Raw genomic sequence first — 13,416 nt, 5'->3', positions numbered from 1 at the left:
TATCATTTATAGGTAAGTATGACAAACATGATATCCGTGTTGCCTATTTCTTAAATGATGAAAAAGGTGGTGTTGACGGGTATTCAGGTGACAAAACTCATCGCTATTCTTATGATGTAGTTGGCATACGCGACTATGCTAGTGGTGAAGGTATTTACAGCGCACCAGCACAACAAATGGGCGAAAGTAATACCATAAACTTAAGATATACTTATAATTTCTTCTCTAATACTGAAGTGGGTGTCTCATTATTATCTGGTGATCTTGAAGGTGGCTCAGGTGTTGGCTCTGTAGGCGATCACACAGCATATGCTTTTCATGTAAAGAGCAAAATTGAAAACATTGGTATTATGTTCCAAGCTTCAGAGTATGAATATGACCTAGACAACGGCTCTGATGCTGTTGCTGTAGGCGCTTGGGCATTCTATGACACAATTCCAACGGAAGCTACGGCATATAACCTTAACCTATCTTATAGCCAGTCAGTGTCTCTTGGGCCTATCACTAACCTGACTTACTATAACGATTACAACTTAATAACTGATAAATCAGCCGGATTAGACGATACAACAATGAATGCAACGGGCGTTGCAATTAGTGCTGGTGGCGTCTACGCTTATGTTGACTTTGTTATTGCTAAAAATCAGCCATTTCTCGGTGGTACTTTAGTCGGCAATGCTGATGATTGGAATAAGCGATTGAACATCAATATCGGCTATTATTTCTAAGCCTAAACTTGGCAAGTGCTTGGGGCGATGAAGCAGAAGCCGTATAAACGCATCTGATAAAATTGCATTAGGTTACAAACTGAATTTCTCATGTTGTTTAATGTCAGTACTTTTCTATAAAAGAACTGACGTTACTATGATGACGATATAAAATACTCTGTTATATATTTAAGCCATGGATGGCGATTCTAAACATACTCTTTATGCTTTCCCCTCTCATTATCTTCTTTATTCAATAACCGATAACTGTCATATAAAAGTAATACTCTCCAGCTAACCTGAACGCTATTAAACAGTTAATTAAGGGACGACGTTATTTCATATATCACTATCCCTTAAACGCCTAAACTAAACCCGTTAGATTTCATTGATAATAGACAGTGCTTTTTCAAGCGCTTTTATTGATCTATATCGTGGTCTTATTAAGCAGAGGTTTTACAATGAATTATACGGTAAACCCCCTCATTACTGAAAAAGGAGTTCAACTATGAAAGCAGCAGTTAATCATCAATTTAAGGGTAAACTTGAAATTGAGCAACTCGATAAGCCAACGATTTCAAGCCATGAAGTATTAGTTAAGATCCATGCCTGTGGCGTTTGCCATACCGACTTGCATGCGTGTCACGGAGACTGGCCGGTAAAACCTAAAATGCCATTAGTGCCGGGCCATGAAGGCGTTGGCGAAATAGTTGAAGTAGGCGATCAGGTCAGTCATTGTAAATTAGGCGACCGTGTAGGCATTCCTTGGCTTTATAGTGCGTGTGGTCATTGTGATTATTGTTTAACAGGTGATGAAAACTTATGTTTATCGCAACAAAATGCTGGTTATTCAGTGGACGGCAGTTATGCCGAATACTGTAAAGCAGATGGTAATTATGTGGTAAAAATTCCAGATGGTATTGATTATGTTGATGCCGCACCCTTATTTTGCGCAGGTGTTACTACGTATAAAGCACTTAAAGTTTCTACCGCAAAACCGGGTGAATGGGTCGCTATTTTTGGTATCGGTGGTTTAGGGCATTTAGCCGTACAGTATGCCGTTGCCATGGGGTTAAATGTTATTGCGGTTGATACAGGTGAGGCCAAATTAGAGCTTGCTAAAAAATTGGGTGCCTCACTTTGTTTAGACTTTAAACGAGATGATGTTGTTGCTAAGGTCCTCGCTGAAACCGGAGGCGTTCATGCCAGTATTTGCACTGCGGTAAGTAAAAGCGGTTTTGAACAAAGCTATAAAGTTATTCGTCGCGGTGGTAAGTGTGTGTTAGTTGGCTTACCCCCTGAAGATATGCCATTACCTATTTTTGATACTGTGCTTAATGGCGTTAGTGTTGTTGGCTCTATTGTTGGTACACGTAAAGATTTGATTGAATGTTTAGACTTTGCTGCTCGCGGAAAAGTAAAAGCCATTACAATTGAAAAGTCTCTTGAAGATATTAATGATATTTTTGAAGAGATGATAAATGGTGAAATTACCGGCCGTGTGGTGATGAAATTTTAATACCTGAATGCTAACACCAGAATACTAATATTGTTAGCGACTCCTCTTGGTTATGACTTTGAGTGTTAACGATTAGTGATGAAAGCCCTTTACCGATAATTACGGTAAAGGGCTTTTTTATGTGCATAGCTTGACGATACGGCATTGAGAGAAATCGGTTTGCTATGAGTGATAAACAAGATATAAAAATAAAAAAATTATTTTCAAACTATTTTACTAACCAACACTACTTTATAGTTGAACCTAAGTAAGAATGAAGCTTATGTTACAGATGATGACCTAATCAAAATGTAAATAACAACGAGGAGCCTTTGTGTTTGAAAGAAGTGATGAAACGCTCATAGCGCAAGCGCTAAAAGGCAAAAAGTCTGCATGGCTAACACTAGTAAAGCGTTATGAGAAAAATCTCTATAACTACGCTTTACGTATGGTGAATAATCCGGCAGATGCTATGGATTTGATGCAAGATATTTTCATCGCATTATTTCGAAATTTATCTAAATTTCGCGGTGAGTGCCCTTTTAAGAATTGGTTATTTAAAATCGCTCATTATCGTTGTCTCGAGTATTACCGACGAAAACGGCCGATGCAATCACTGGATGATGTGCCAGAGCAAGAAGATGAAGAGTCAGTATGTTTAGAAAAAAACTTACAAATTCAGCAACAAGGTAGTGCTCTGTTAGAGGCCATGCAGCATTTGCCCGTCAAGCAAAAATTGGTAGTTGAGTTAAAGTTTTTTCAACAATGTACTTTTGAAGATATTAGCCAGCAGTTAGGCATCTCAACTAATACGGCAAAATCACAACTTTATAGCGCACTCGACAAATTAAAACTGCAATTAGTAGATGATCCAATTAGCAAGGTAGGGGTGGAGTATGTCTAAGCCAAAATCAACGAATGTTCAAATGAGTGAACATGAACGAGCATTATTTAGTGAAAAACTTGCCCATCAAGCAAGTGTTGAAGCTGAGCAAGAAGTGCCTGATTGGCATAGAGCACAAGCATTTGAACAGCATTTTGAAACGGAAATGAACAAAACTAAAGGTCATTCCATTAATTGGGGACTGTGGTTGGGTGTTCCTTCGTTATCAATGGTGTGCTCAGCAGTTGCTATAACCATTGTAATGACTTTTATGCAGGATAAAGGCTTTGATCAACAAGCATTTGATAAACAAGTAACCGCGATAATTGATCAACAAGTTCAGCAAAAGGTAACTGCCCAGTTAACCAGTACTTTAGCAAACAAAGATAATACTGACATCGAAAGATTAGTGAATTTAAAGTTACGTGAATTTGCGGCGGAGCAACAAGTTATTTTAGCTAACTACCGTACAGATCTTAGCATGCAGCAGCAAAGCAATAACCTTGCTTTAGCGGGTTACGTGATTGGCGCTTCGAGAAAAGAGCGAAAAGAAGATATGAGTGACTTCATTAGTTTTTTAAATGCTCAACGACAAGATGAACAATTAACTCAGAAAATTAAATTCCAACAACTTGAACGAGAAATTAGTCTTAAAAATATTGGGCTAGAACAAAGTAGCGATACAGATACTAACTTAACTAAGCCAGTTAACTATAAAGGTTAGCTTTAGAAAATTACCACCTATTATGGCTACGTTAGCTTTGGCGAACTTAGCAAAATAAAACAGATATCAGTACAACCTATAAAGAGGATATTTATGAATACATCAGCAACGTTATTGCCAAAGTCGAATTCTCGAAGCAATGTCGCTAAAGTAAAGGCAAAATTTGCGCTAGTGAGCACTTCACTGTTACTAGCATTTAGCGCTCAAGGCGCAGATAAAAACTATGATAATTTGCACAAGCAATTAAATATTATGAATGACATTATATTGTCATCGGCTAAAGCGACACAAAACTCGCAACAATCATTGATTCGTTCGATTGATAGTGTTTACTTGCAAGGGCAGGGAGCCATTTTTACCATTAATTCTACTCGTGGAGGATCCTCACATCGTCAGTTTTTTCAAATGGTAGCGCCATTAGCACCATTAGAGTCATTAGAGCCATTAGCTTCATTAGCAGCAGTTGCTCCGGTTAGTGGTGGCGAACGAATTGTTATTTCAAACGATGAAGATTTCGTTATTGATTTTGAAGAGCATGAAGATGAGATCGAACGTGTTATTGAAGTTTTTGAGCAACAGCGAGAAGGGGCTAGAGAGCTTCGCAGTGAACAACGTGAAATTGCTTACGAAATTCGTGATATTGATCGACAACGTAAAGATATTGAGTACCAATTACAACGTGCTGAGAAAAAGGTTAAAAACGAGTTGACTGCTGAGCTTAAAAAGCTGGAAGTGGACCGCGTTACTTTGGATAAAAATAAAATTAAGCTTGAGCAAAAAGTTACTAAATTAAACAAGCAGCGAGAAGCGCAACAAATTGCTCAAACCAAAGCAAGAAAGGAACATTTTTCGGCTCTTAATAACGCTTTAGTTGAAACATTATGCTTATACGGTAATGGCTTACGAGAAGTACCAAGTAAAGAGTATGTTAGCTTCATCATTAAAGGTGCAGGCAACCAACAGGACCGAGGTTTCAAAGATCAAATACTGGTGTTTAATAAAAAAGATATTAATGCTTGTGCCAACAGTAAGTTGACGGCTAAAAAGTTATTAGCAGCAGCAGAGCGGTATCAATTCTAATTCAGTTGATTAAAATTTAGCGAACGTTAAAACCATAAATAGCCTATAAAACATCTGCTCTTTATGGGTTTTCTTTTCAGCTACTTTACTTGCCAATGGGCAAGCTTTTGATTGATGAAATAAAAACGCAGTGTTTGAGTATACGTTTTTGTTTGATCGCTATTATTAGCAACTAAAAGATACTGTTGTTGGTAATTGAACTCATAAATAGTATTTTTCATATTATCTGAAGCGATGAACATCTTGGGAAATTGCTTAGCAACAAAATCGATATAATCACCTACGTGTATATTAGCTAATTCATCGGCGTATTGATGTTTGATACTTGTTAACTCAAGTTGAGGATCATCTATCGTTGGAAAATCAGAGATGCTGCTACAGCTAACCAGTAGCATTACGGCCAGTGCAATAACTATATACTTCATGCTTTTTAATCCTTTAAAATCTTACATTTAATGTCACTAATTTAGGGCATCTTGCTGTATTAAGCAATCTACTAAGATTGACCTTAATCAATAGAAAGGCAAACAAATGAATAAACAAACTTGAGGTCTTTGAGCTAGTAAATTAGCGAAGAATTAAGTAGCATGCATTTTTAAATAAGCAACTCTACAAAGGAGTTAATAAAGGTGTTATTAAATGAGTAAATTTATATTATTGGCGATTGTTGTTGGTATTGTTGTGTTCACCTTCATGCGACAAAATAGCAACAAAAAGGCGGCCCAATTAAATGCAACATTAGGCAGTGATTTTCTTGTGTCTAATAAGAGTGAAGAAGGGGTGTTAGAAACAGCTTCTGGCTTACAATACAAAGTGTTAACTGAGGGCAGTGGCACTGAGCACCCAAGTGCTTCTTCGAAAGTTAGAGTGCATTATCACGGGACTTTGCTTAATGGAAAAGTATTTGATAGCTCAGTAGATAGAGGTGAGCCAATTAGCTTTGGTTTAAACCAAGTCATCAAAGGTTGGACTGAAGGTGTTCAGTTGATGGTTGTTGGTGAGAAAACACGTTTTTATATTCCGTCAAGTTTAGCTTATGGAGATAGCGCGGCAGGAAAAATAGCGCCAGGTTCATTATTAACTTTTGATGTTGAATTGTTAGCGATAAACTAACTAATATTGTTACTGTTCTGTTTTATCACTATCTCAGCGCTTGTGTGATATCAGTGATAAAGATCAAAAAAGTCATTGTTAAATATACTTAACAATGACTTTTTTATTACAAATTTTATTTATTGGATAGATTACCTAGACCATATTGGTAACCTATCCAACTTTGCTTAAGTGATAACAATCCTAATAGGACTGCTTAAACTAACTTAAAAGCTATAATCAAAGTTGTAACGCATACCTACGATAAATTGATTGCTGTCTTCTTTACTACCTGCAACTTCATCATCATAGCTATTGTTTTGAACTTCAGCAAATAAGTAGAAATCTGGGCTACCGTGCCATTCTACTGTGGCATTGATGCGAGTGATTTCTTTACTGTCAACAGGTACTAAGTCGTCTGAAAAAATAGAATAGCCCATTTTAACTTTATAGGTTTCATTAATTTTATATGCGCCAACTAAATCAATAGTCGTTCTATCTTGACCATTACCACCACGGTCAATGTCTTGGTAAGCAGCGGCAACATATAAGTCACCAAATGATTTTGAACCAGATACACCTACTGTGTTTTCATCAGTACCAGGCATGTCTCTAGTTAGGTAAGCAGCAGCTAAAGTAAAGCTATCACCACTATATTTAAAACCACCGTTAACTAAATCGCTACCTTCAATATCAGTTTCGCCTTTGAATTGACCTTCAATGCGAAATTCTAAGTTACCAAAATTCTTTCTGTAGCTAACCATTTCTTGTTGACGGAATGGGCTAGCGTCATCATAGGCAAGTGGTGTTGATGCACGGTTGAAAATATCAACTGGGTCACCAATGATTGCGTATTGAGTAGTATCTTGTTTACCAATGGCAACACGACCAAAATCACCCTTTATACCAACATATGCTTTACGTGCATCGCCAAAACTCGCATCACCTTGAATTTGAACTTTAAACTCACCTTTTGCAAAACCAGTCATACCATTGCTTAATTTATGCTCTGCTGCGATACCGATACGTGATAATGCATCACCAACATCCCAGCTATCAGCAGAATCAGTGCTTGTTAGACCAAAAGTTGGACGTAAAGAACCGTAAAAATTAATAGAGGTATTGTCTGAAGTAGCCGCTGGCTCTTTAGACTCTTCTAATTGTGCTAAACGCGTTTGAATTTCAGTAAGCTGTTTTTTTAAGCTTTCTTCAGAGGTTTCTGCATAAGAAGCAAAGGCTGGTAAAACAAGTGCTAAAGCGATTAATGATTTTTTAATTTTAAAGTTATTCATGGTTTTCCCCGTATTCATGTTGTAGTTAGTTATTTATTCAAGCGAATAACTTATATTAGCTAAGTTACGCGCTAGTTTATTATAGATACTTATGTATCATTTGATTGGTAGCTCTCAATCGGAGGACAGCTACAAATTAGGTTTCGATCTCCGTAGACATTGTCAATACGGTTAGTTGTTGGCCAAAATTTTGGTTGGCTTGGGCAACTACTCGGATAACAAGCTGTTAAGCGTGAATAAGCACGAGGCCAGTCACTGTCGGTTAGATCGTTTAATGTGTGAGGTGCATTGACTAATGGGTTATCGGCAAGTGTCCAAGTACCATCTTCAACCTTCGCTATTTCATGACGAATAGTAATCAGTGCATCAATAAATTTGTCTAATTCTTCTAAAGACTCACTCTCAGTTGGCTCAATCATTAACGTGCCAGCGACAGGAAATGACATGGTTGGCGCATGAAAGCCAAAATCCATTAAACGTTTCGCAACATCTTCTTCACTGATACCGGAAGATTCTTTCAATGGTCTGATGTCAATAATACATTCATGAGCAACACGTCCTTGCTTGCCTCTAAATAAAACAGGGTAGTGCGGACTGAGTTTTTCCATAATGTAGTTAGCATTTAAAATAGCGAGCTCAGTGGCTGATTTTAGTCCTTCAGCGCCCATTAAAGCAATGTAGGCCCAAGAAATAGGTAAAATAGAAGCACTACCTAGTGCGGTTGCTGATACTGCGCCTACTGTATTGGTAACACTGTGCCCTGGTAAAAAGTCAGCTAAATGTGATTTAACACCTATAGGTCCCATGCCTGGGCCACCGCCGCCGTGTGGAATACAAAATGTTTTATGTAGGTTGAGATGAGAAACATCAGCGCCAATAAAGCCAGGCGAAGTTAACCCTACCTGTGCATTCATATTGGCACCATCAAGATAAACTTGACCACCAGCTTCATGAATAAGCTCGCAAATTTCTTTGATGCTCTCTTCATAAACGCCATGTGTTGAAGGATAAGTGATCATCATTGCAGATAGTTGATCACGGTGAAGGTTTATCTTTTCCTTCAAATCATTGACATCAACATTGCCTTCTTTATCACAATTAACAAGTACAATACGCATTGATACCATTGAAGCACTAGCTGGGTTAGTTCCATGGGCAGAGCTTGGTATTAAACAGATATTTCTATGATTATCACCTCGAGAGGCATGGTAACGTTGAATAGCAATAAGTCCTGCATATTCTCCTTGAGCACCAGAGTTTGGCTGTAATGAAAAAGCGTCATATCCAGTCACTTCTATTAGCATATCGCTAAAGCTTTCGGCTAGGGCTTCATAACCTGTACATTGATCGCTTGGAGCAAAAGGGTGCATTCGTGAAAATTCAGGCCAGGTAACAGGGATCATCTGAGCAGTAGCATTGAGCTTCATTGTACATGAGCCCAGCGGTATCATGCCGTGAGTTAATGAAAAGTCTTTATTTTCAAGACTTTTTAAATAACGCAACATTCGCGTTTCACTGTGATAACTATTAAATACTGGGTGGCTTAAATACTCACTAGTACGCTGACAATCAGCAGGTATGTTACAAAACTCTGCACTTAGTGTTTGTTCGATATCGTCAACGTTAAATGATTTTTCAGTGATAGCTAACCATAATGCCTCTACATCAGCGGCTGTCGTGGTTTCATCCAAACTAATGCCAAGTTGGTTAGGCAATAAGCGCAAATTAAGATCTGCAGCTAATGCGCGTTGATAAATCGCATCAGTTTGTTCATTTGTTTGTAGGGTAATAGTGTCGAAGAAATCATTATGTACCAGTTCAATACCTGCTTTTTGTAAACCCGCAGCGAGCACTGATGTTAAACGATTCACGCGTCTACCCATTTTCCTCAGCCCTTGTGGACCATGGTACACGGCATAAAAGGATGCCATATTGGCAAGTAATGCTTGCGCGGTACAAATATTCGAATTGGCTTTTTCTCGCCTAATATGTTGCTCTCGTGTTTGCATAGCCATACGCAAAGCAGGCTGACCTTTTGAGTCAATTGAAACACCGATAATTCGACCAGGGATAGTGCGCTTATATTTTTCTTTAGTGGCCATAAAAGCAGCGTGTGGACCACCGTAACCCATGGGAACACCAAAACGTTGAGCACTCCCTATAACAACATCAGCGCCCATTTCTCCAGGCGCTTTAAGTACAGTTAAAGAGAGTAAGTCAGCGGCAACTGCAACCAAAGTTTTTTTGCTATGGGCTTGTTCTATGATGTCTTCTAAATTGTGTACTTGTCCTGTTGTGCCAGGATATTGCAACAAAGCACCAAATACATCATGATTTTCTAGTTCTGAGCATGGTGCTACCACAACGTCAAAAGAAAAGTATTTTGCTCGTGTATTGATCACATCTAATGTTTGTGGGTGAACATCGTCACTAACAAAAAAGACGTTACTTTTGTTTTTACTGGCACGCTTACATAAGTTCATGGCTTCTGCAGCTGCGGTGGCTTCATCGAGCAAAGACGCATTGGATAATTCCATTGCGGTAAGATCAGTGATCATTTGTTGAAAATTAAGTAGTGCTTCTAAACGACCTTGTGAAATTTCTGGCTGATAAGGCGTATAAGCGGTATACCAGCCAGGATTTTCGAACACATTACGTAAAATAACGTGAGGAACATGGGTATCATAATACCCTTGTCCAATATAACTTCTGTTTACTTTGTTTTTTGAAGCTATACCTTTGAGTGTTGCCAACATTTCAACTTCGCTTTGTGGTTTTGCTAATGCCATTGGCTGCAAAAGGCGAATATTATCTGGCACTGTTTTATCGATCATTTGTTCGATAGAGTCTACTTTCAGCGTTTTTAACATATGCTGTTGTTGGGCTCGATCAGGGCCATTATGTCGACTGATAAAATCTAAATTATCGTTCAGTTGTGCTAATAAATTGTTGTTAGTCATGAAAACTCCAGTATAACGTCTAGTAAATGTTAAGCATGTGCAGATATCTGATTAGTCTTGGATACCGGCATTATATGCCTCATAACTAAGTAAACTTTCTAATTGCTCAGGCTCTGAAAGCTTAACTTTTACAATCCAGCCTTCAACAAATGCGGATTGGTTAATTGACTCTGGTGAGTCTTCTAGTGCTTCATTAATTTCAATGATTTCACCCGATACAGGCGCGTATACGTCTGAAGCGGCTTTTACTGATTCTACGAGTGTAAATTGTTCACCGGCAGTTATTTCATCGCCTTGCTCAGGTAGTTCAATGAAAACAACATCACCTAACAACTCTTGCGCATGGTTTGAAATACCGATAGTAACGGTACCGTCATTGTTATTTTTAACCCACTCGTGACTTGGGGCAAATTGATAATCTTTTTCTGCTGTGCTCATGATAGTAATCCTATTTTTATAGTTGAGCTTATCGTGGTATTAATTCGTTGCTTAGCTATATAGTGGAAATCTCAAGCAAAGTTCTTGAACTTGCTGTAAAACTTTCTTTTCTGCTACGCTATTGTCCTCTGGGTTTGCAACTAAACCATCAAGAACATCACCAATCCACTGTCCAATTAATTCAAACTCTTCATTACCAAAACCACGACTAGTACCTGCTGGAGTACCTAAACGAATACCAGAAGTTACCATAGGTTTTTCTGAATCGAATGGAATACCATTTTTGTTACAAGTAATGCCTGCTCGTTCTAAACTTTCTTCTGTGGTATTTCCTTTCAATCCTTTAGGACGTAAGTCAACCAGCATTAAATGGGTATCAGTTCCATCAGTAACTATGTCACAACCTCTTTGTTGCAATGTGCTAGCTAGCACTCTAGCGTTGCTTAATACTTGCTTGATGTACGCACCAAAAGATGGTTCTAGTACTTCGCCTAAAGCGACTGCTTTTGCAGCAATAACATGCATTAATGGGCCACCTTGCAAACCAGGGAATACAGCCGAATTAATTTTCTTCGCGACATCTGCATTGTTGGTTAAAATTAAGCCGCCACGAGGGCCTCTTAATGTTTTATGCGTTGTGGTAGTAACAACATCTGCGAAAGGTAGTGGGTTTTGATGTGCGCCCGCAGCTACTAAGCCAGCAATATGGGCCATATCAACCATTAAGATGGCACCAACTTGATCGGCAATTTCACGGAACTTAGCAAAATCTATTTGACGAGGAATTGCTGAGCCACCAGCGATGATCATTTTTGGCTTATGTTCTTTAGCAAGTGCTAATACTTGGTCATAATCAATACGCATATCATCCTTGCGAACGCCGTAATGAATTGCATTGAACCACTTTCCTGATTGAGCAGGTTTAGCGCCATGGGTTAAATGGCCGCCGGCATCAAGTGACATGCCTAAAATAGTATCGCCCGGCTTTACTAAGGCAAGCATTACTGCGCCATTAGCTTGTGCGCCTGAATGAGGTTGTACGTTAACGTAATCAGCTTTAAAGATAAGCTTGGCTCGATCAATCGCCAACGTTTCAACTAGATCAACATGTTCACAGCCACCATAGTAACGACGGCCAGGATAACCTTCAGCGTATTTATTTGTTAATACCGTGCCTTGAGCTTCCATAACTGCTTTTGAAACAATGTTTTCTGAAGCGATTAATTCTATTTGCTGATTTTGACGCGCTTCTTCAAGGTCTATAGCCACTTGAACGGCGCCATCAGTAGAAGAGAGTTTGCTTGAAAAAAATTGTTCTAGTTCACCAGATGTGTAAGTGTTTTTCATTGTTGTATTCCTCAATAGTTAAGCGTTATGAATATGCATTCAGTAACCTAATGATTATGTTTGATAGTCTTTATTTACAGGTTACTGCGTTTATTGCTAAACCACCCTGAGACATTTCGTTATATTTATTTATCATATCTATGCCTGTTTGACGCATCGTTAGAATGCTTTATCAAAGGCGGAGATATTGTCGGTGCTATACCTTTTACCTAGAAGTGCTCGTGAACCAAACATCTTTCTAGTACTGATTTTCGTATTGATTGAATTTCGAACACGTATAAAACATAACAGGCAATATTTATAAATGCAAATAAAAGTTTCCTATAGGAAACTTTATTTCAATAAAGTCTAGTCAATGTAGCGCTATCCCCTTGATAGTTTCCTAAAAGAGTTCTGTATAGGTTGTTAATGTGCCACTATTGTTTAAACGAAATATTTAGCTAGGTGGTACGATGAGCGAGCATGATAAGGTTGATAAGTATCCTTCAATGACTATTGGGGATAATGAAAATAATAAGCGAGTGGTAGAGAAAGCGACGATAGGCGTGCAGCTTAAAGCGATTCGAACTGAAAATAAATTGACGCTTGAAGAAGCAAGTAAACGCACTGGATTGGCGCGTTCTACCTTGTCAAAGATTGAAAATGAACAAATTTCACCAACGTTTAGCGTCATGCAAAAGTTGGCTTCGGGGCTTAATATTGAGTTACCCCAATTATTTACCAAACCTAAAGAAACTAAGGTGACGGGTCGAAGAGACGTAACCCTAAATGGGCAAGGACGGCCCCACGCCACGCTAACCTACGAGCATGAACTGTTGTCTACTCAGCTTAGAAACAAAAAGATGATGCCATACAAAAGTAGAGTTCATGCGCGAAACTTTGACCATTTTGGTGAGTGGGTTCGTCATGAAGGTGAGGAGTTCCTGCTGGTTTTGGAGGGAGAAGTTCAACTGCTGACTGAATTTTATGAGCCTGCAACCTTAGTTGTGGGAGACAGTGCCTATTACGATGCGACCATGGGGCACCTTGTCATATCGACTAGCAAATAGGATGCATTGATATTGTGGATTACTGCAGAATAACGCTTACCCGTCAGATTAAGTCAATTGTCTTTAGTTCCTGCTAAAGTCAATTGAATACCACAAAGGCACATCTCATAATGCCTTGTATTCAAAGCTATTAATGCTTATTTTAGAACAAGTGTTTTATTTTATAATCACTATAATTACAAAAAATAAAGCTCAACTATTCCAATTTAAAACTTGCAATTCCTCATATTTTTAGCTAGCTTGTTTCCTATTGGAAACTTTTGTTCGTCTTCTTTGAAAGTCTTCGATTATTTACAAAATAATAAAATCAACACTAGGTTGATACATAAATATAAACAAATTATTA

The 13,416-nt window shown here is 38.4% G+C and carries 11 protein-coding genes and 1 pseudogene; 7 read left to right on the top strand and 5 right to left on the bottom strand.

The annotated features are described in order from the left end of the window. The 5 genes and pseudogenes from ESZ36_RS13920 to ESZ36_RS13900 form a co-directional block, all read left to right on the top strand. Positions 1–728 (top strand): annotated as a pseudogene (locus ESZ36_RS13920) (carbohydrate porin); the annotation flags it as partial. A gap of 487 nt (positions 729–1,215) precedes the next feature. After that, positions 1,216–2,226: an alcohol dehydrogenase AdhP gene (gene adhP / locus ESZ36_RS13915; RefSeq protein WP_146788993.1), complete on the top strand. Its 1,011-nt coding sequence runs from the start codon at positions 1,216–1,218 to the stop codon at positions 2,224–2,226. Between the two features lie 313 nt (positions 2,227–2,539). Continuing rightward, complete coding sequence (locus tag ESZ36_RS13910) at positions 2,540–3,109, top strand: RNA polymerase sigma factor (protein ID WP_146788991.1); 570 nt, start codon at positions 2,540–2,542, stop codon at positions 3,107–3,109. Next, a complete protein-coding gene (locus ESZ36_RS13905) occupies positions 3,102–3,812 on the top strand; it encodes a hypothetical protein (RefSeq protein WP_146788989.1) in 711 nt (236 codons plus the stop codon). Before ESZ36_RS13910 ends, ESZ36_RS13905 begins: the two co-directional genes overlap by 8 nt. Positions 3,813–3,905: 93 nt before the next feature. Then, a complete protein-coding gene (locus ESZ36_RS13900; RefSeq protein WP_146788987.1) occupies positions 3,906–4,892 on the top strand; it encodes a hypothetical protein in 987 nt (328 codons plus the stop codon). Positions 4,893–4,972: 80 nt separating this feature from the next. Here the strand turns inward: ESZ36_RS13900 and ESZ36_RS13895 are convergent, their stop codons facing one another. Further along, positions 4,973–5,317 carry a hypothetical protein gene (locus ESZ36_RS13895; protein WP_146788985.1) on the bottom strand — a complete coding sequence of 115 codons (345 nt, stop codon included), beginning with the start codon at positions 5,315–5,317 and terminating at the stop codon, positions 4,973–4,975. Positions 5,318–5,585: 268 nt separating this feature from the next. Between ESZ36_RS13895 and bamJ the strand changes: the two genes are divergently transcribed. Further along, entirely contained in the window at positions 5,586–6,005 is a 420-nt protein-coding gene (bamJ, locus tag ESZ36_RS13890; RefSeq protein ID WP_425457395.1) for a BamJ family beta-barrel-assembly machinery protein, read from the top strand. A gap of 206 nt (positions 6,006–6,211) precedes the next feature. On the opposite strand, the gene ESZ36_RS13885 is transcribed toward bamJ, so the two are convergent. The 4 genes from ESZ36_RS13885 to ESZ36_RS13870 all read right to left on the bottom strand — a co-directional run bounded on the left by ESZ36_RS13885 (position 6,212) and on the right by ESZ36_RS13870 (position 12,021). Further along, complete coding sequence (locus tag ESZ36_RS13885) at positions 6,212–7,276, bottom strand: porin (protein ID WP_146788981.1); 1,065 nt, start codon at positions 7,274–7,276, stop codon at positions 6,212–6,214. Positions 7,277–7,365: 89 nt separating this feature from the next. Continuing rightward, positions 7,366–10,236 (bottom strand): aminomethyl-transferring glycine dehydrogenase, encoded by a 2,871-nt coding sequence (gene gcvP / locus ESZ36_RS13880; protein ID WP_146788979.1) that lies wholly within the window; start codon positions 10,234–10,236, stop codon positions 7,366–7,368. A 51-nt stretch (positions 10,237–10,287) separates the two neighbouring features. Continuing rightward, positions 10,288–10,674 (bottom strand): glycine cleavage system protein GcvH, encoded by a 387-nt coding sequence (gene gcvH / locus ESZ36_RS13875; protein WP_146788977.1) that lies wholly within the window; start codon positions 10,672–10,674, stop codon positions 10,288–10,290. Positions 10,675–10,725: 51 nt separating this feature from the next. After that, on the bottom strand, positions 10,726–12,021 hold the full coding sequence (locus ESZ36_RS13870) for a serine hydroxymethyltransferase (RefSeq protein ID WP_146788975.1): 1,296 nt from the start codon (positions 12,019–12,021) through the stop codon (positions 10,726–10,728). Between the two features lie 452 nt (positions 12,022–12,473). Here ESZ36_RS13870 and ESZ36_RS13865 point away from each other — a divergent pair, with 452 nt between their 5' ends. After that, positions 12,474–13,070, top strand: coding sequence for a helix-turn-helix domain-containing protein (locus tag ESZ36_RS13865; RefSeq protein WP_146788974.1), 597 nt, complete (start codon positions 12,474–12,476; stop codon positions 13,068–13,070). The last annotated feature ends 346 nt before the right edge of the window (positions 13,071–13,416 follow it).

Origin of the sequence: Colwellia demingiae, from assembly GCF_007954275.1 — a bacterium.
Classification (GTDB): Bacteria; Pseudomonadota; Gammaproteobacteria; order Enterobacterales; family Alteromonadaceae; genus Colwellia; species Colwellia demingiae.
The sequence above is the reverse complement of the archived record's forward strand: the minus strand, read 5'-3'. Positions and strand labels throughout refer to the sequence as shown.

Coding starts and splice junctions, on each gene's coding strand:
- gcvH (WP_146788977.1), bottom strand. CDS start 10,674: ATGAGCACAGCAGAAAAAGATTATCAATTTGCCCCAAGTCACGAGTGG.
- ESZ36_RS13895 (WP_146788985.1), bottom strand. CDS start 5,317: ATGAAGTATATAGTTATTGCACTGGCCGTAATGCTACTGGTTAGCTGT.
- ESZ36_RS13885 (WP_146788981.1), bottom strand. CDS start 7,276: ATGAATAACTTTAAAATTAAAAAATCATTAATCGCTTTAGCACTTGTT.
- adhP (WP_146788993.1), top strand. CDS start 1,216: ATGAAAGCAGCAGTTAATCATCAATTTAAGGGTAAACTTGAAATTGAG.
- ESZ36_RS13905 (WP_146788989.1), top strand. CDS start 3,102: ATGTCTAAGCCAAAATCAACGAATGTTCAAATGAGTGAACATGAACGA.
- gcvP (WP_146788979.1), bottom strand. CDS start 10,236: ATGACTAACAACAATTTATTAGCACAACTGAACGATAATTTAGATTTT.
- ESZ36_RS13865 (WP_146788974.1), top strand. CDS start 12,474: ATGAGCGAGCATGATAAGGTTGATAAGTATCCTTCAATGACTATTGGG.
- ESZ36_RS13870 (WP_146788975.1), bottom strand. CDS start 12,021: ATGAAAAACACTTACACATCTGGTGAACTAGAACAATTTTTTTCAAGC.
- bamJ (WP_425457395.1), top strand. CDS start 5,586: ATGCGACAAAATAGCAACAAAAAGGCGGCCCAATTAAATGCAACATTA.
- ESZ36_RS13900 (WP_146788987.1), top strand. CDS start 3,906: ATGAATACATCAGCAACGTTATTGCCAAAGTCGAATTCTCGAAGCAAT.